Below are 17,305 nucleotides of genomic sequence, written 5' to 3'. Positions count from 1 at the left end.
ATACATACTTTAACTCTTATTGGCGGCCTTTTATGTTTGCATGCTTATTCTACAAGTTACGGTTGACATTACTGAGCTTCATAAAAGGCCGCGAGGGCGTGACTGCTGTGGAATATGCAGTGGTGGCGGTGACTCTAGTAGCGGTCATTGCTGTAGTATTTAACCCATCCTCTGGGGCATTATATGACACTATGATGCAAGCGAAAGACTCATTGGTTGCGGCCATTACTGATAATACATAACGCTCACTAATAGCTACAATTCCATCTCATCTAGGTCATCGTACAGGTTCGAAATAGACTGGGTACGGTATTGCGCGTTTTCGCCAATGTAGCTGTAGACGCGATTACACAGCATCGAAACGAGACTCATAGGGGCTGCATAGCTGTAGAATGGGTTGTCGTTGCCGAGGTGGCAGACCAAGACTTTGCTGACTTGTTGGTTGTAGACCTGTCCCGTTGGGTCGGTTACGAGTATGGTGTTGCGACCTTCTAGTGCTTCAACAATCTTCTTAAAGATGCGCGTTCTTCGGCGGAAGCCAAACAGTACTATGACTTCGTCGTCTAAAATATCATGCAGATCTTCACCTAGCGTCTGCCCTGGTTGGGGTAACAGCCGAACTGACGTTCGGATCTGCTGTAGCTGCTGACGAAAATGCAGTGCAACAGGGTAAGAGTTTCGAAAGCCAATTAAAGTGACACGACTTGCGTTGGCTAACTGGGCGCTAATCTCATCCAGCAGCTCTGTTCGTAGTCCTTCAAATGTCAGGGATAGGTTCTTCAGTTCTTCCGCAGTTTGATCGATGGATTGGCCTTGCGTTAACACTGGAACACCCTGTTGACGCAGTTGTAATTGGGCCTGTTTGGCATCTTGTTGTGATTCAAATCCGAGCTGGCGGAAAAAACGACTGACAGTCGCTTTAGATGTCTGGGTATGTTCGGCGATTTCCGCAGACGTTTGACTCACAATTGCCAGTGGGTGTTGCTGTAGGTAGTTAGCAATGGTGCGCGCCGAGGGCGACAGTGTTGGGTAATTTTGCTCAATAAGCGAGAGAACATCCTGCTTCACGATGATGTGCTGCCTTCAATAAAAACGAATAGGTATACGTTAATCGAAAGCAGCAGTCGTGCCAACTCCGTCTTTGGAATTCTGCCTTAAGATGGCAAATGGAAGTTGGCTGTGGCGGATTCACTATGTTGAACCGCGGTTTGTAAGGTGGTGGTTAGGCTCTCTAGTTGCTCTGAGGTCTGAGTGTTGTTACGTGTGACGTCTACAATCGCCTGCACTTGTTCTCTAATATTGGCTGCATCATGACTTTGTTGAGTCGCCAACTGCGTCAAGTCGTTCAGGCTATGCAGGGCATGCGCAGAGTCTTGTTCTAATTGTGAGAGTGGTGCTACAACTTGTTCAATTTGCTCCATGCCTTGGTTAACTTTTGTTCGACCTTGCTCTAACTCAGTGGCAACCTGAGTAGCCAGTTGGCTGATTTGAGTGAGAACTTGGTCAATTGACTCTGTTACCGAGGCGGTATTGTTTGCCAAATTACGCACTTCATCGGCCACTACCGCAAAGCCACGACCACTTTCTCCGGCTCTAGCCGCTTCAATGGAAGCATTTAACGCTAGTAGGTTAGTTTGGTCCGCTACCTCACGGATTTGATCAACGAAGTCCGTTACTTTGGCTGCGCTTTGTTCTAAGTTGGCGACAGATGTAGCACTGTCTGCCATAAAGTTCGCAACATTATGAATATCCGCGGACGCTGCATTAATCACCACCACACCACGTTGAGCCAGTTGGTGTGCAGACCCTGCTTGGTCTTTTGCAGAGGTAAGGTGTGAGGCAATTTGCTCGGAGACATGGCTTAACTGTGTGATCGAGGTATCGATGCTTGTTGCCATGCTTTCTTGTGTCTGGGCTCCAGTGCGAACGCCTGTCACGGTGTCATTAATCGCATGGGCTGAGTGGGAAACGGTGTCGACACTTTGCCCGATCTGCTTAAGCAAATCGACCAAGCTTTGGCGCATTTTCTCAGTACTATGGCTTAACTGTGCTAATTCTCCAGAAGTGTTTAATTTGACGGGCTCTGAAACATCTCCATCAGCGACATGGTCTAAAATAACGCCTACAGAATGGATGGGCCTTACCACAGAACGAGTGATCAACCATGTCATCATAAACCCAGCCACTAAGGCAATGAGTCCGAGGCTGATCATTACAATAATGGCTTGATCGCTGCTTTTAAGGACGGCCTGTTGTTGCTCAGACATAGCTGTACGTTGGTTGTTTGCAAACGCTTGGGCCATATTAATAAAACGTTCAAGCTGCGCTCGGGTATCGCCTGCCATTTGCTGTTTGGCATCGCCGAGCTCGCCAAATTCAAGAGCTTCCACTGTGGCTTGCAAGGCACCTTGGTAACGCGTTTTTTGCTCGCCAAGTTGAGTCAATATCGGGGCGTCGTCACTCATTTCAGTGAGTGCTAGCATGCTTTCAATACGCTGATCCATTGCGGCATTTTTGGCATCAATTTCTTTGTAAATGGCGATGCGTTGTTCTCGCTCATCCAGAACAAACAGAAGTAGTAAACGGCTCGCTAGCCCCTCCGCTAGGTTGGTGAGCTCGGTGCTGGATTCGACCAGCAGAGCATTGCGCTCAACAATGTGCTCCAAGCTTCCTGTAAGTTGATGTAGTCGGGTGATCGCGACGCCAGTAATCACTGATAGTAAAATCAGCAAGGCCATAAAACTTGCTATCAGTTTCCCTTTGATGGTTTTTAAGCCCATAGCTGTTTCCTCGCGCGATATTGATCAATGGTAAGCTCCCGTTTATTAGACGAACGCTAACAAAGATCTATTACACGTTAAGCAAGAAAATTAAGTGAGCGCAGGTTGAAGAAGTGTTAAAAGTCCTGGAGCAATTAGCTGCCGAGGGCATGACATTGATCTTGGTAACCCATGAAATGATCTTTGCTCGTGACGTGGGTGACCGCGTTGTCTTTATGCACCAAGGGAAAGTCTGGGAAGAAGGTAATTCTAAAAAGCTACTCTCAGAGCCAGAAAAGGAAGAACTAAAGCAGTTTATTGGTGCGGTGTTGTAATCAGTTTTGCCTAGCGGTGTTTCTGTCCTATCAAAACGGTGCTTTAGCGATAAAGCACCGTTTTTTTAGAGCAACCTATCTTTTAGAAAAATGACCAAGAGGATTGTCATAAAAAAGGATCTAATCTAGAGTGCTTTTTATATTTTAGGACGGCACAAAAGCCCAAAGGATTATTTGATGAAAAATAAATTGGCCTATCTAGTACTTAGCTTATCTGTTACTTCTTCTTTTGCGGCAGAGTCTTATCTGCCTACTGATCATCAGATTGGCGGTTTGGGGATCATGAGATTAAGTGAAGGGGATGCTGATGTTAGTGCATTAGTTGGCTCACTTTCCTCAAAGCATAGTCTGTACCGTCAACTTTCTGTTGTACCTGAGTTACGTCTGGGGGTGGGTCTTGATGAAGACTCTGTTGCTGGCGTAGATTATAAACTTAATTACTTCATGGCACTGTCCGCAAACGCCCAATTTGATGTGACGGAGTCTTTTTACGCCTTCGCAGGGCCAACCTACGCCTTTAGTGATGTTAAGACATCCTCTGGATTTGTCAGCGTTTCAGACTCTGATTCACAGTTTGCTCTTGGTTTTGGCGCGGGTTATGTCTTTAGAAATGGCATGGCGGTAGAGCTCTCGTATGAAAAGTTTAGCGAAACAAAAATTACGTCTGTCGATTTAGAGTTCCCAATGTAAATAGCGCTAAAACAGGAGGAGTATAGCTTTTTCAAAATCTGAAAAGGAGGCGCTCTTAGCAGTAAAAGGTGTTACCCCGACTGTACTGAAGCGCTTTGAAGAAATAGGTATCCAAACTGACTCGTTATCAAGCGATGGACATTGCCGAGCAGGTGGCATCTATGTTGAATAGCACATGTTGGAAGAATAGCCCAAAAGCATTGTCAGCCGTCGAGGCTGCGATTGAAGGAGCTAAAGATGGCCTATAATCGAAGTACATTAATAGCTATCTTAGTATCAATATTGGGAGCATAGCTGAGTCTGAATGCTCAAATTCATGCTATTTCAAATTATGGTTTCAGTAGGGAAAAAAGCAATGAGTGCAATGGTGGAATACAAAATCAATGAGTCTATTACTAGTCAGCAGTTCATTGATTTGCTAAACCGTACTTCTCTTGGTGCTAGACGCCCTGTTGACCGCCCTGAAGTCACTGAGTCTATGTTGAAGCATGGCAATTTATTGGTGACCGCTTGGATCGGTGACAAGCTGGTGGGCGTGGCTCGATCGCTTACTGATTTTGATTTTTGCTGTTACTTATCTGATTTAGCCGTTGATGAAAGCCTTCAAGTAGGAGGTATCGGTAAGCAGCTTATTCGAATCACAAAAGAGCATCTGCATCCAGATTGTATGATCAACCTTTTAGCAGCGCCTCAAGCGGTTGGCTATTACCCTAAGATCGGCTTTGAACAACATAATAGTGCTTGGATTCTTAAGGATATCAACCGACTGGCTATCTAAAGGAAACTTGGTGCATGAGTGAGAAATATACCAATACGCCCCGAGCCTTATTGATTAAAAATAATAAATCAGTGATGTTCGTGATTAAGATGTTTGTGCTGAGTCTATTGATAGGCGCATCCAGTCTTTCTTTTGCAGATAATAAACGCGAATTGGAAATAGACCATGTTATGTTTCCAACGTACCTCAGTGACACTTTTCTAGACCTTGTTATGGATAACTGGAAGGAGCGCAGTTTAGGAAAAGTGTTTTCTCTGCCCTCTAATCCGAGTTTCAAGGCCGTATATGCACAGAGCCATAGCTTTTATATAGAGTACCTGTCCAACACTGAGTCAGAACCTTATTGGAGCAATGCTGTTTATGTTGTCGTGCCTAAAAAATACTGGGACTACTATAAAAATCCAGCATTTAAAAATGAGTATTTTTTGATTCCTTCTTTTGGTGCGGGATATCAGCTGGTCAGCCCAGACTACCCCTATCTTAACAAGCCTATCAATCGGTCTAATTCGATAAATTATGATGGCTTCACTCTATTAATATCTAAGTCTTTGGAAAAAGAGCTGCTGTCTATTGGTGGGGTTAAATGGGCTTTGCCTGCCAGTGGAAAAATACGAGTGCATGATAAACTCCTACATCCTCACGATATAGCGGTTCTAGATCAGGATGAAAAACTTGTCGCTCCAATCTTTCAACCTAATCCAATTTTAAGAGAATATTTATAACGAAGGAATGAATATGGCATTTTCAACGATAGAACGAGAAGCGCTCTTAGCGGTAAAAGGCGTAGGACCTACAGTGTTAAAGCGTTTTGAAGAAATCGGCATCAATAGCTTTTTAGAGCTGGCTCAGTATCAAGCGCAGGACATTGCAGAGCAGGTGGCATCCATGTTGAACACCACCTGCTGGAAGAATAGCCCAAAAGCATTGTCGGCAGTTGATGCCGCGATTGATCGTGCCAAGCAGGGGCTCTAGTTACAGAGCTTTTTCTAAAGCGATAATAAGCTGATCGATTTCCTCTGGGGTAGTGTAGTGTACAAAGGATAGGCGAACGACGCCCGTGTCGGGATCGACATTCATGGCTTCTAGCAGTCGTACAGCATAGAAATGTCCTACGCCGCACATGATGCCTTGTTCAACAAGCTTGCGGCCTAATTCTTGAGGTGTTTGCTGTGTTGATACAATCGACACGGTCGCCGCGCGTTCGCTGGCTTGGTCTGAGCCAAGCAAGGTAACGTTAGGGTGATTCGATAAGAAGGTCAGTAACTTATCTAAAAGCGGTTGTTCAGTCTCGTGAAAGAGCTTACGTACTCTTTCTGCGATAAGTTTGACGTCGCTGGTTGCTGCAAAATGGTGGTTGTGAACCGTTTCGAAGTAATCCAATACGGCTTGGCTAGCGGCGACTTGTGCATGATCAGGACCTGCAGGGACAAACCATTTGGTTTTGTAAGTGCCATTAAAATAATGCGCCTGATTACCCAGTAACTCTGCCACGGCATTGCGAATGACCATCACACCCAAATGTGGGCCGAAGGTTTTGTAGAGAGAGAATAAGTAAATATCCGCTCCAAGTGCACCGACATCTGGCAAACCGTGTCCCGCATACGATACACCATCGACTAACGTGATCACTCCTGCTGCTTTGGCTTTGGCACAAATTTCAGCCACCGGATTAATATAAGCGACAATGTTAGAGCAGTGGTTAAACGCTAACAGCTTTGTCTTGGGTGTGATCAGTTCATCTAAATCGTCTACCGATAACGCACCCGTTTTAGGGTCAACTTGCCACTCTTTGATAACAATGCCATGTTTAGCAAGACGATGCCAAACACCAATGTTGGCTTCGTGATCTTGGTTGGTGACAATGATTTCATCGCCTGCTTGTAGCACATTGGCAAAGGCTTGGGCTAGGACATAAGTGTTCTGAGAGGTTGAGGGGCCCATATACACTTCGTCTGTATCCACATTTAAGTAGGCTGCCAAGCGGGCATGAGAGGCATCCATTTGTGCTCCTGCTTTGAGCGCTGCAGGATGCGGGTGGTAAGGCTGCACTTTGGTTTCGCGATAATAGTTACTCAGTGCCTCAATCACCTGAGCGCAAGCGTAAGAGCCACCTGCATTGTCGAAAAACGCTTGTCCTTGTAATGATGCTTCTTGGAACGCTGGAAACTGCTGACGTACAAAATTTTGATCCAACAACATAACCTTCCCCTGATAAATAAGTGTGCAAGATCCTTTCATTCTAGAAGCATTGGACCGCAATGTGCTTGCATAATAGGGGGCTTACTCGTACGGTTTCACAAGATACTTTCATTATTGAGATGCCAAATGACAGAAATTGCCTTAGATCGTACGGACTATAAAATTATAAAAGCATTGGAGCACAATGGTCGGGCCAGCAATGCATTGATTGCAGAGCAAGTGAACCTGTCACAATCCCAGTGTTTAAGGCGTATCAAGCGTTTGGAGGAATGCGGCATTATCCGTGGCTACCGAGCGCAGATTGACTATGAAAAAATGGGTTATACGGTGGTCGCGTGGACCTTGGTGACCATTAGCAAGGATGTGCCCGAAGCGCGAGAAAACGTCACTCGCTATTTGCAGGAACAAGAACAGACGGTGTCCGTATTTGGTGTCACAGGAGACGTGGATTTGATGGTGGAAATTCGCGCAAAGGATATGGCAGCTTTTAGTGACTTTGTCGTTAAAGGGATTTATGCCCATGAGCAAGTGGTGAGCACCAAATCCTATATTCGTCTCGACACCGCGAAACTCAACGGTGGGATTATTACATGATGGATACGACGCTTCTTATTATCGCGGCACTGATTGTCGGGTTATCCAAAGGTGGTTTGGCTTCTATGGCAGCGATTGCAGTACCCATGCTGGCATTGTTTATGAACCCCGTGCAAGCGGCGGCAACGTTACTGCCCGTGTACATTGTCACGGATTGGGTTGGCGTCTGGCTGTATCGTAAGCATTACTCGAAAAGAAATGTTTGGATTTTGACGCCTGCTATCTTGTTAGGATTAGCCATCGCCACCGTCATTACCCCTTACACCCCCGAATTTGGTTTGTTAATTTTTACTGGCTTAATAGGGCTTTGGTACAGTGTAAGAGCTTGGTTTTCCAAACCTTCCACTGCCGTGAAAACAGCTGAAATCGGCCCCGGTGTGTTTTGGGGGACATTAACTGGGATCGCCAGTTTTATTACGCATTCAGGAGCGCCGCCAGCGCAAGCGTATTTGTTACCGCAGAAACTGCCTAAGTTGGAGTTCGCTGGCACCATCGCGATTGCATTCGCCATTGGTAATGTGGTCAAGATACCCGCTTACTACTCCATCGGACAAATGGATGGTTTGAACTGGTCGTTAATCGTGGGGTTGGCTGTTACCGGTATTATCGGGACATTTATTGGACGTTGGCTGACTAAGAAATTGCATGATCAGACCTACATCAAAGTCATTCAGGGGATGTTGTTTTTGCTGTCCATTATTTTGCTATTACGCGGCGGTATGATGCTCATCCAGTCCATTTCAAGTTAGTAAGGATGAGCGAACACATTAAATAGCCTCATTGGGATTGTCGATATCGAATAGGTAAGCCCATTCTTTATCGCGCCCCATGGCATCTTTCATCTGCACTTTCAGAACCCATTGCATGCGCTCATCGGTACACAGAGGAACCACCACTTGGCTATGCCATGTATTATCTGGCAGCTTTCGCAGTGGATATTCATATACACCAAGGTACATGTCTCGACCTTCAAGCACTAGCTTAATGTCTTGGGCATTTTGTACGGCTTTTGGTAAGTCCAAAGTAGTGCTGATGCGACGGTTCAAACGAATACCGTCCTCAAATTGGATCGTCGCGCCATTAAACCGCTCAGGTGTTTCCTGCAATGTGCAAAGGCCAGTGTCTAGATTGCACGGCCCCAAGGCATCCGGCAGTGGGTCTTCTGAGTGAATCATTTTAACGAGGGCTGCGACACCAAAAACGGACACGAAGGCACCAGCGTAAAATATCAGTTCGGCTTTGCTAAAAAATTTCATAAGACGCTATTCAATTGATCAGTTGCTTATCTATTACGTATGTTACCCCGATACAGACCACGAAGGCAGGGAAGAGTTCGATAAACAAAGGTCATTCCTTTATTTACTCTCTTGTCGTCCACTGTGCTCGGTGAGAGCAGCGGTTAAAAAGTCGAGGAAATAGCGCACAATGGCCGGCTGTTTTCGTCGCGACATCACCTGTAATTGCAGGCTGCGCTGAACTAAGGACGGCTCTTGCATTGGGCGCAGGACGAGCCCGTCCCGAAGGGCTTGGCGTTGCACCGTGAGTTCACCGCATAGGGCAATCGCATCAGGGCTTTCTTTGGTGTAAGTGTAGATCGCCCCCATAGCATTGCTGGTCAGAGCCGGAGCAATTTGGATGCCTTCCAAATGACAGGCAATGTCAAACAGGTAACTGAGGGTTGTGCCAGGTTCAGATAACGCAATCGGATAGTCTTTTAAATCGCGCACACTTAGACATTCTGCTTGGACTAAAGGGTGTTGCTGGGATAACAATGCAGAGATAGGAGAGGGGACTTGGAGGGCCACTTCGACTCCTTGTTCCGGTTGCAAGCTAAAGGTCAGTGCCGCATCAACACTGCCTTCTTTGACTAGCTGAGTTGCCTTCCCAGAGTCAACGACCTGTAGCGAGACTATGGCGCTGGGGTATTGCTGACGAAACTGAGCAATCACATAAGGAAGGAAGTCCCATGCCATGCCTTCTGGGCAAGCCAGAGTAATGGTTTGCTGCTGTAGACTGTTTAAGCCTTTCATTTCTGCGATGACATTACTTAATTCAACCGAGTTGCGCAGCGCATAGGTGTAGAGAATCTCGCCCGCAGAGGTCAGCGCCATGCCACGGGGTTTGCGCTCGAATAGCGTCAGTTGTAATTGATCTTCCAGCTGGCTAATTTGGCGGCTGATAGCTGACACAGCAACGTGCAGCTCTTCAGATGCAGCAGAAAGAGAGCCCGTTTGAGCGACGGCGTGGAAATAGCGCAGAGAGATTTCATACATAATGATCAGCTTTCTATTTTATGGAAGCATTGATTCCATAATTGATAATTGTTGCAAACCTAGTGACATCATAAGCTAAACCCCATTCAAAAATCGAGTCAACGCCTTAAAGGATGGAGAGAATCCCATGAATGATGAAACACGCGCAGGGCGTCAACAAGCGCTTGAGGCGGCAGTAGAGACAATCCGCAATGGGGTATTTATGGAAACCCTGGCACGTCGCGTTGCGATGCCGACCGAAAGTCAGAATCCGCAGGCGCAACAACCTCTTCGAGCCTATTTGGTGGATGAGATCCAACCGACGCTGATGGCGCTTGGCTTCGAGTGCCAAGTTTATGACAACCCGATGGCGGGCCAACCGCCGCTGTTGATTGGCGTGCGCCATGAAGGGGACGAGCTGCCGACCTTGCTGACTTATGGCCATGGTGATGTGACAAATGGTCAGGAAAATGAATGGCGAGCTGGAACGCATCCATGGGATCTGAGTTTGCATGGTGACCAACTATTTGGCCGAGGAACCGCGGATAACAAAGGCCAGCATACGATTAACCTTTTAGGATTGGAGGCTGCCATCAAGGCGCGCTCAGGCAAGCTGGGCTACAACCTGAAAGTCTTGTTTGAGATGAGCGAAGAAGTGGGCTCAAAGGGGCTGGAAGACTTTTGTCGTATGCATGCCGAGACGTTACAGGCGGACCTGTTTCTAGCGTCAGATGGACCACGCTTAAATGCTAAGACGCCGACCATTTTCCTCGGCTCCCGTGGTGTTTGTCAGTTCCGCTTACGTTGTGCAACGGACAATGGCGCACGTCATTCTGGTAATTGGGGCGGTGTCATCACCAATCCCGCGATACGTCTGCAACATGCGCTCAGCACCTTGGTCTCGCCAACAGGGAAATTATTGCCTGACTTTTTAAAAGCGCCAGAGCCTACTGGTATCACTGCGCAGATGATGCAGGCTTTGCCTGTTGGGGGGTATGAAGGTGATCCAGAGTTGAACGCTTTATGGGGCGAAGCACACCTAAGCCCAGGTGAACGCTTATTTGGTAGTAATACTCTCGAAGTGATAGCGCTTGGGGCTGGCAACATTGATAAGCCTGTTGGGGCGATACCCAATAGCGCCGAAGCAGTGTGTCATTTACGTCTTGTGCCAGGGACGGATTGGAGTAACTTAGTTGCCAATCTTGAACGCCACTTTAGTGACTTAGGCTTTAAAGATATCGAGATTCTGTATGAGGGTGGTTACAATGCCACGCGCTTGGATCCAGCTCATCCTTGGGTTCACTTTGTACAGTCATCCATGGAGGCTTCCCTTGGGCAGCCGGTCAGTGTCTTGCCGAACTTAGGCGGGACCATTCCAAATCACTGCTTTGCCAATGTATTGTCATTGCCAACCGTTTGGATGCCGCATTCTTATCCGTCGTGTAAACAGCATGCGCCGGACGAGCATTTATTAATGAGTGTGGCGCAACAAGGGTTGGCCTGTGCCGCGGGCGTGTTTTGGGATTTAGGTGAGCATTGGCCTCACTAAATGACCATATGGTGACGATCTGATGAAGCCCCTGATAACGAGGGGCTTCTTTTTTTGCATGCAAACATGGGGAGTGTGGCATGGATTTTATTATGTATTTGGTACTTGGTGTGTGTTCCGGTGTGTTGGCTGGGCTATTTGGTATCGGTGGCGGGCTGATTATCGTCCCAGTACTTGTGTTTAGCTTTTCGGCTCAAGGCGTCTCTGCGGATGTGCTGACACACCTCGCTGTGGGCACGTCGTTAGCGTGTATCTTGTTCACCTCCATTAATTCAGTGTGGGCACATCATCAGCGAGGTGCGGTGTTGTGGTCTCTCGTTGCGTGGTTGAGCGTGGGTATTTTGTTAGGCAGCTCTTTAGGTGGTGTGACGGCCTCTTATATTGACGGGGATGACCTGCAGCAGATTATCGGTGTGTTTGCGGTACTGATGGCGCTACAAATGTGGTTTGGTTGGAAGCCCAAGGGCAATACTGGATCACTGTCTAAACCTACGCTATCTGTTTCGGGCGCTTTGATTGGTTGGGCGTCGGCTATTTTTGGTATCGGTGGTGGCTCTTTAATGGTGCCATTTTTAACCTGGAAAGGGATCGATATGAAAAAGGCCGTAGCCACTTCAGCGGCTTGTGGTTTGCCTATTGCCCTGTCTGGAGCGTTTTCTTTTATTGTGATGGGGATGGGGCATCAGGCTCTGCCTGAATACAGCGTGGGCTTTGTCTATCTGCCTGCGTTAGTAGGGATCGCCGCGACCAGCTTTTTTAGTGCTCGCTTGGGGGCAAGGCTTGCGCATAGCTTGGATGCGGTATTGTTGAAGAAGTTATTTGCGGTGTTACTACTAGGGGTTGGGGCGAACTTTTTAATTTAGTTCGAAGTCAGTTCATTAAGGCAGTGATGCATACATCACTGCCTTTTCTGAGTCTTATATTAACCAATCTTGAAGTGCTTACGGATCGCCAGCATGGTGATCAAACTCACGCAGCAAGTGAACAATAAGTAGTAACTTGGAGCCATCAAATCATCGGTAGCACTGATCGACCAAACTAATAGGAAGGGTGTGAAGCTGCCGAACACTGTGGTCGCAATGTTGTAGCTTAATGCCATGCCTGTGGCGCGAACGTGGGTCGGAAAGAGCTCGGACATCAGTGCTGGCAGACCGCCAAAGTACATCGCTTTTAACACGCTTAACCAGAACAATACCGAAGCCAGAACCAGTAAGGTTGCATTCGCTGACAGCAACATGAAGGCTGGGTAAACCGTGACGAAGAACAGAGCACCTGCAAACATCATCAATTTGGTACGACCGATTCGGTCAGACAATATGCCGATGAAAGGCGTTAGGACGGTCAGTACCGCATAACTGATCAAGGTGCCGCCGTAGCCAATAGAGCCACTTAGGCCGAGATATTTCGTGGCGTAAGTCGGCATGAAAATAATCGAATAAGTTACAGAGGTAGACAGCACCATGGCGCCAATATTGTAAAATAGGCCGCGTTTATGGGTTTTTACCAGCTCAGCAACCGGTACTTTCACTTCTTCTTTCTCAGCAAAAGACTCTGCTTCTTCGATGTGACGGCGAATGTATAGACCCACAGGGCCGATCAGCAAACCAAAGATGAAAGGCACCCTCCAGCCCCAGTCTTCCAGTTGCTCGGTAGTCAGAGTGGCGGTTAGCACAAGACCAAATCCTGCCCCTAGAAGCCCACTGATACCTTGGCTGGCAAACATAAAGCTGGAAATGAAGCCTTTGCGTTCGGGGTATTGTTCTACCAGCATAGCTGTGGCACTGCCAAACTCACCACCGGCTGAGAAGCCTTGCATCAAGCGTGCTAGCAAAATGCCAATGGGGGCGAGCAAGCCGATGCTTTCGTAGGTTGGCATAACCGCGATCAAAAAGGTGCCCGCCATCATTAGCCAAATCGTTAGCAACATGGCGGCTTTACGACCGACTTTATCCGCGTAGCCGCCAATAACTACGGCGCCTAGAGGGCGAATGAGATAAGACATGGCAAAAGCAAATAAAGCCATCATTAACGAAAGGGTTTCGTTGTCGGTTGGGAAAAACAGCTTAGAAATCGTGCTGGCAAAAAATGCGTAGGCAATTAAGTCAAACCATTCCAAAGCATTACCAATGGATGAGGCAATAATCAGCTTATATAGCTTTTTGTCTGATGGCGCTTCACTAGCGCTTGAGGCATTATTGTTACCTAAATAAGTGTCCGTCACGGGGCTCTCCATGATGCTAGGTGATCGAAAAGGTGTAAATCGATACTAGGGAGTCCTTTGGTTTTGCACAATTATTCATTTCCTAATGCATTGTTGCTATTTTTAGAAGGCAATAAGTAACTATTTTAGGGCATGATGGGCATGGCCGACGCTTTTGTATATATTGTCAATGTTGAGGTGTACTCAGAGGAGTGGGTGTTATGACAATAAGAAGGGTACAACCCATTGATTTAGAACCCTTGGTAGAACTGTGGGAAATGGTCTTTCCAGACGATCCGTCTCACAACGCGCCACGAGCGATGCTGCCAACCAAACTGGACGTAGACGATTTAATCCTCGTTGCGTGGGAAGAAGGTAAGCTGATTGGTGCGTGTATGGTTGGCTACGATGGTCACCGAGGCTGGCTGTATGCCGTGGCGGTGCATCCTGATCATCGCCGCAAAGGCGTAGGCACCAACTTGATTAATGCATCGTTTGATACCTTAAAGTCTCTTGGCTGCATTAAAGTTAACTTACAGGTGCGTGAAGTAAACAACCCTGAAGTGGTGGCATTTTATGAGTCACTGGGCTTCAAGGTAGAGCAGCGTATTAGCATGGGCAAGCTCATAGATTGATAGGTAGACGCAACTACCCACTATAAAATGCTAAAGCGACTAAGCGACCTTCGGGTCGCTTTTTTTATGCCTGTGATTTGTGCAAGAAATATCGGAACCGCAGTGGCTATCGAGGAACAAGCGTGCAGATATAAAGCTATATATTGTTTATAGTAAGCAAAGTATACAATAATCAATTTATACCATTATGGATCCCCTTATGAGCGTTAGAGAACTGAGCTTTTTATTAATGGATGTGAAGCGTTTATTGCGCCGAGAGTATCTGAAAAGCGATTTACCCATCACCCCAATGCAAGCCCGTGCATTGGTTTATGTGTCGCGTTTTGAAAGTCTACGCCAAAAGGCGCTGGCCGATATTTTAGAAATTCAACCGATTACCACCGCACGTTTGATTGACCAATTGAGCGACGAGGGTTTGGTGGAGCGCCACCCAGATCCAACGGATCGACGCGCCCATTGTTTGTATTTAACGGATCAGGCACAGGCGCTTTTAGATGATATTGGCGTCGTGGTCGAAGACGTCAACCGAAAGGCTGTCGCTGGACTAAGTGCGGATGAAATCGATCAATTACTGCATTTGTTAAAAGTGATGCATAGCAACCTCAGCTAAGACTAATGCCATGGCGTCACTTTCGAGAGGACATTAAAGAATGAGTGAAACCAATACCCCTGTCGTAGAACCTAAGCAAGTCACACAGCGAAACAAGCGTCGTTTGCTGTTATTTGTTGTGCCCGTTGTTGCTGTGGCGGCTTCGGCCTATGTTTACTTGCACGGCGGTCGTTATGTTGAAACGGACAATGCCTTTGTGAAAAACGATAAGACGATGATCACAGCAGAAGTCTCCGGATCGATTCAGACCTTGGCGGTAAAAGAAAACCAAGCCGTTGAGAAAGGGGCGTTGCTGTTCGCGATTGATCCAGTACCTTATCAAACTGCCGTGGTACAAGCTCAGGCGCAGTTGGAGCAGGTGCGTATTGAGCTATTGTCCCAGCAGGCGGCCTACGAAGAAAAAGAAGCTGAAATCACTTTGGCGCAGAGTACTTTTGCCTACAATCAGCGCGACGAAAAGCGTCAGGCTGACTTGCTAAAACAGCACTACATCTCAGATTCACAGTACGATGCGTCCACTCACACGACGAAAACCAGCCGTTTACAAATCGATGCGTTAGAAAAAGATTTGCGTCGCTTACGTGAAGCGTTGGGTGGAGATGCTTCGCGTCCAGTGACGGAGCACCCAAGTTATCAAGCAGCGCTGGCACAGCTGGAACAAGCAAAGTTGAATCTCTCCCATGTACAGGTTTATGCACCGGCAAACGGAATCGTTACCAATGTGCCGACGGCCGGTGAATACATAACGACAGGTGCCAGTGCGATGGTCTTGGTTGCTAACCAAAATCCATGGATTGAAGCCAATTTCACTGAAAAAGACATGACCTACATGAAACCAGGGCAAACGGTTGAAGTCGAAGTGGACGCATACCCTGGCGTGACTTGGAAGGGAACCGTGGAAAGCATTAGCCCTGCGACAGGCTCGGAGTTTTCGGTGATTCCAGCTGAAAATGCGACCGGTAATTGGGTGAAAGTGACGCAGCGTGTTCCGGTACGCATTCATATCGATGCTAATGATAATGAACAAGTGTTACGAGCAGGATTAAGTACGCTAGTTACCGTTGATACAGAGCATCAAACCAGCTTACTTGGCGTGAAGCTTTAAGGTCGGTGTGGCATGACCCTCACTCAATCAAAACGCGCGGGAGATGAATCTTTTCAGCGTATCATGGTCACCGTATCGGTCATGCTTGCCACTATTATGCAAGCATTGGATACGACGATTGCCAACGTTGCTTTGCCGCATATGCAAGGCGCGATGGGGGCGACACAGGACCAAATTTCTTGGGTATTAACCTCTTATATCGTTGCTGCAGCGATTTGTATGCCTTTGACTGGGTTTTTATCCGCTCGCTTTGGTCGAAAGCGATTATTTCTGTGGTCAGTTGTTGGCTTTACCGTGACATCAGTATTGTGTGGTATGGCTCAATCCCTGAATCAGATCATCCTATTTCGTCTGTTACAGGGCGTGTTTGGCGCAAGTTTAGTACCGCTCTCTCAGGCCATTCTGTTAGACAGTTACCCTAAAGAAAAGCATGGCTCAGCGATGGCTATGTGGGGGGTAGGTGTTATGGTCGGTCCTATTCTTGGTCCCTTTTTAGGGGGCTTGTTGACGGAGTACTACAGCTGGCGTTGGGTGTTTTACATCAATGTGCCGTTTGGTATTTTGGCTTGGCTAGGCATCACGAGCTTTGTTAAAGAAACGGATCTTAATCGCCAACGTAAGTTCGATTTTTACGGTTTTTTACTGCTGGCACTTGGCATTGGTGCGTTGCAAATGATGCTGGACCGAGGGGAAACTTTAGACTGGTTCAGTAGTTTAGAGGTCCTCATTGAGGCGGGCTTGGCAGCCTTATGCTTGTATATGTTTGTGGTGCACATCAATACGCACAGCAGTCCTTTTATTGAAACCGCTCTGTTCCGTGATCGTAATTTTTCGGTAGGTCTCGTGTTCATCTTTATCGTCGGCATTATTTTGCTGGCAACTATGGCATTATTGCCGCCATTTATGCAAAACCTGATGGGCTATCAAGTAGTTGATGTTGGCATGATTTTAGCCCCTCGCGGTTTTGGAACCATGGCAATGATGATCCTAGTGGGAAAGCTATCGGGTAAAGTCGATCCGAGATTGTTTATCTTCGTTGGGTTGCTGTTGATCATTTCATCTATGTGGGAGATGACACAGTTTACTTTGGATACGACTGCTGCGGATATTGTCAGAACGGGCGTTGTGCAAGGTGCTGGATTAGGGCTGATTTTTGTGCCGCTTTCGACGATTGCCTTTTCAACTTTAGCGCCGCATTTGCGTACCGAGGCTTCATCGTTATTCAGTTTGTTGCGTAATATCGGCAGTAGTATTGGCATCTCTATAGTCGCTACTTATCTGACTCAGCATACGCAGATTAATCACGCGATTTTTGCCGAATCCATCAACCCGTTTAACATGGGGCTGCAACTTGCTGAGCAGGCGGGGGCATACTCTACACAGTCTGTAGCAGGACTGGCTGCACTGAATCAAATGGTCAGTGCTCAAGCGGCCACCATGGCCTATCTGCAGGACTTTCGTTTGATGATGTGGGTGACGGTTGCTGCGCTACCGCTGGTGTTTGCCTTAGGGCGGCCACAACCTAAAGCCACGAGCGCGTAAACGACTTAAGCGATAGAACCTTGTTTAGGTGGTGTCATCCTGATCAAGGTTCTAGGT

20 protein-coding genes are annotated in these 17,305 nt (G+C 47.2%); 14 read left to right on the top strand and 6 right to left on the bottom strand.

The annotated features are described in order from the left end of the window. Nucleotides 1-32: 32 nt before the first annotated feature. Nucleotides 33-242 (top strand): hypothetical protein, encoded by a 210-nt coding sequence (locus ACXAC1_RS05720; RefSeq protein WP_475059760.1) that lies wholly within the window; start codon nt 33-35, stop codon nt 240-242. Nucleotides 243-255: 13 nt separating this feature from the next. Here ACXAC1_RS05720 and ACXAC1_RS05715 read toward each other — a convergent pair whose 3' ends face one another. Continuing rightward, nucleotides 256-1,068, bottom strand: a complete 813-nt coding sequence (locus ACXAC1_RS05715) for a MurR/RpiR family transcriptional regulator (protein WP_228190072.1) — start codon at nt 1,066-1,068, stop codon at nt 256-258. 86 nt (nt 1,069-1,154) lie between these two features. Further along, on the bottom strand, nt 1,155-2,780 hold the full coding sequence (locus ACXAC1_RS05710) for a methyl-accepting chemotaxis protein (protein ID WP_475059758.1): 1,626 nt from the start codon (nt 2,778-2,780) through the stop codon (nt 1,155-1,157). Between the two features lie 113 nt (nt 2,781-2,893). Between ACXAC1_RS05710 and ACXAC1_RS05705 the strand changes: the two genes are divergently transcribed. The 5 genes from ACXAC1_RS05705 to ACXAC1_RS05685 all read left to right on the top strand — a co-directional run bounded on the left by ACXAC1_RS05705 (nt 2,894) and on the right by ACXAC1_RS05685 (nt 5,534). Beyond that, a complete protein-coding gene (locus tag ACXAC1_RS05705) occupies nt 2,894-3,094 on the top strand; it encodes a hypothetical protein (protein WP_475059755.1) in 201 nt (66 codons plus the stop codon). Between the two features lie 177 nt (nt 3,095-3,271). Then, nucleotides 3,272-3,784 carry an outer membrane beta-barrel protein gene (locus ACXAC1_RS05700; protein ID WP_475059753.1) on the top strand — a complete coding sequence of 171 codons (513 nt, stop codon included), beginning with the start codon at nt 3,272-3,274 and terminating at the stop codon, nt 3,782-3,784. A gap of 355 nt (nt 3,785-4,139) precedes the next feature. Then, a complete protein-coding gene (locus ACXAC1_RS05695; protein ID WP_475059751.1) occupies nt 4,140-4,562 on the top strand; it encodes a GNAT family N-acetyltransferase in 423 nt (140 codons plus the stop codon). 14 nt (nt 4,563-4,576) lie between these two features. Next, nucleotides 4,577-5,284 carry a hypothetical protein gene (locus ACXAC1_RS05690; RefSeq protein WP_475059748.1) on the top strand — a complete coding sequence of 236 codons (708 nt, stop codon included), beginning with the start codon at nt 4,577-4,579 and terminating at the stop codon, nt 5,282-5,284. 13 nt (nt 5,285-5,297) lie between these two features. Then, nucleotides 5,298-5,534 (top strand): helix-hairpin-helix domain-containing protein, encoded by a 237-nt coding sequence (locus tag ACXAC1_RS05685; RefSeq protein WP_475059746.1) that lies wholly within the window; start codon nt 5,298-5,300, stop codon nt 5,532-5,534. Here ACXAC1_RS05685 and ACXAC1_RS05680 read toward each other — a convergent pair whose 3' ends face one another. Beyond that, on the bottom strand, nt 5,535-6,761 hold the full coding sequence (locus ACXAC1_RS05680; RefSeq protein ID WP_475059744.1) for an aminotransferase class V-fold PLP-dependent enzyme: 1,227 nt from the start codon (nt 6,759-6,761) through the stop codon (nt 5,535-5,537). A 126-nt stretch (nt 6,762-6,887) separates the two neighbouring features. On the opposite strand from ACXAC1_RS05680, the gene ACXAC1_RS05675 reads away from it, so the two are divergent. Together ACXAC1_RS05675 and ACXAC1_RS05670 are read left to right on the top strand one after the other, a co-directional pair. Then, a complete protein-coding gene (locus tag ACXAC1_RS05675) occupies nt 6,888-7,355 on the top strand; it encodes an Lrp/AsnC family transcriptional regulator (protein ID WP_475059741.1) in 468 nt (155 codons plus the stop codon). Continuing rightward, the gene (locus ACXAC1_RS05670; protein ID WP_133561078.1) at nt 7,352-8,104 is read left to right on the top strand and encodes a sulfite exporter TauE/SafE family protein; all 753 of its coding nucleotides are present in this window, start codon (nt 7,352-7,354) and stop codon (nt 8,102-8,104) included. The genes ACXAC1_RS05675 and ACXAC1_RS05670 overlap by 4 nt, the downstream gene beginning before the upstream one ends. Nucleotides 8,105-8,122: 18 nt before the next feature. Here ACXAC1_RS05670 and ACXAC1_RS05665 read toward each other — a convergent pair whose 3' ends face one another. Further along, the gene (locus ACXAC1_RS05665) at nt 8,123-8,611 is read right to left on the bottom strand and encodes a hypothetical protein (RefSeq protein WP_475059739.1); all 489 of its coding nucleotides are present in this window, start codon (nt 8,609-8,611) and stop codon (nt 8,123-8,125) included. A 99-nt stretch (nt 8,612-8,710) separates the two neighbouring features. Beyond that, nucleotides 8,711-9,628, bottom strand: a complete 918-nt coding sequence (locus tag ACXAC1_RS05660; protein ID WP_475059736.1) for a LysR family transcriptional regulator — start codon at nt 9,626-9,628, stop codon at nt 8,711-8,713. A gap of 127 nt (nt 9,629-9,755) precedes the next feature. Here ACXAC1_RS05660 and ACXAC1_RS05655 point away from each other — a divergent pair, with 127 nt between their 5' ends. Together ACXAC1_RS05655 and ACXAC1_RS05650 are read left to right on the top strand one after the other, a co-directional pair. Continuing rightward, the gene (locus ACXAC1_RS05655; protein ID WP_475059734.1) at nt 9,756-11,156 is read left to right on the top strand and encodes a M20 family metallopeptidase; all 1,401 of its coding nucleotides are present in this window, start codon (nt 9,756-9,758) and stop codon (nt 11,154-11,156) included. An 80-nt stretch (nt 11,157-11,236) separates the two neighbouring features. Further along, on the top strand, nt 11,237-12,019 hold the full coding sequence (locus ACXAC1_RS05650) for a sulfite exporter TauE/SafE family protein (protein ID WP_475059732.1): 783 nt from the start codon (nt 11,237-11,239) through the stop codon (nt 12,017-12,019). A 59-nt stretch (nt 12,020-12,078) separates the two neighbouring features. On the opposite strand, the gene ACXAC1_RS05645 is transcribed toward ACXAC1_RS05650, so the two are convergent. Beyond that, a complete protein-coding gene (locus ACXAC1_RS05645; protein ID WP_475059729.1) occupies nt 12,079-13,377 on the bottom strand; it encodes an MFS transporter in 1,299 nt (432 codons plus the stop codon). 200 nt (nt 13,378-13,577) lie between these two features. On the opposite strand from ACXAC1_RS05645, the gene ACXAC1_RS05640 reads away from it, so the two are divergent. The 4 genes from ACXAC1_RS05640 to ACXAC1_RS05625 all read left to right on the top strand — a co-directional run bounded on the left by ACXAC1_RS05640 (nt 13,578) and on the right by ACXAC1_RS05625 (nt 17,248). Then, nucleotides 13,578-13,991 (top strand): GNAT family acetyltransferase, encoded by a 414-nt coding sequence (locus ACXAC1_RS05640; RefSeq protein WP_133561066.1) that lies wholly within the window; start codon nt 13,578-13,580, stop codon nt 13,989-13,991. Between the two features lie 199 nt (nt 13,992-14,190). After that, the gene (locus tag ACXAC1_RS05635) at nt 14,191-14,601 is read left to right on the top strand and encodes a MarR family winged helix-turn-helix transcriptional regulator (protein WP_475059727.1); all 411 of its coding nucleotides are present in this window, start codon (nt 14,191-14,193) and stop codon (nt 14,599-14,601) included. A gap of 40 nt (nt 14,602-14,641) precedes the next feature. Further along, nucleotides 14,642-15,706: an HlyD family secretion protein gene (locus tag ACXAC1_RS05630; RefSeq protein ID WP_475059725.1), complete on the top strand. Its 1,065-nt coding sequence runs from the start codon at nt 14,642-14,644 to the stop codon at nt 15,704-15,706. Nucleotides 15,707-15,718: 12 nt separating this feature from the next. Next, nucleotides 15,719-17,248, top strand: a complete 1,530-nt coding sequence (locus ACXAC1_RS05625) for a DHA2 family efflux MFS transporter permease subunit (RefSeq protein ID WP_475059722.1) — start codon at nt 15,719-15,721, stop codon at nt 17,246-17,248. The last annotated feature ends 57 nt before the right edge of the window (nt 17,249-17,305 follow it).

The sequence above is a fragment of the Marinomonas sp. AWM4_232 genome, from assembly GCF_056158325.1.
The sequence above is the reverse complement of the archived record's forward strand: the minus strand, read 5'-3'. Positions and strand labels throughout refer to the sequence as shown.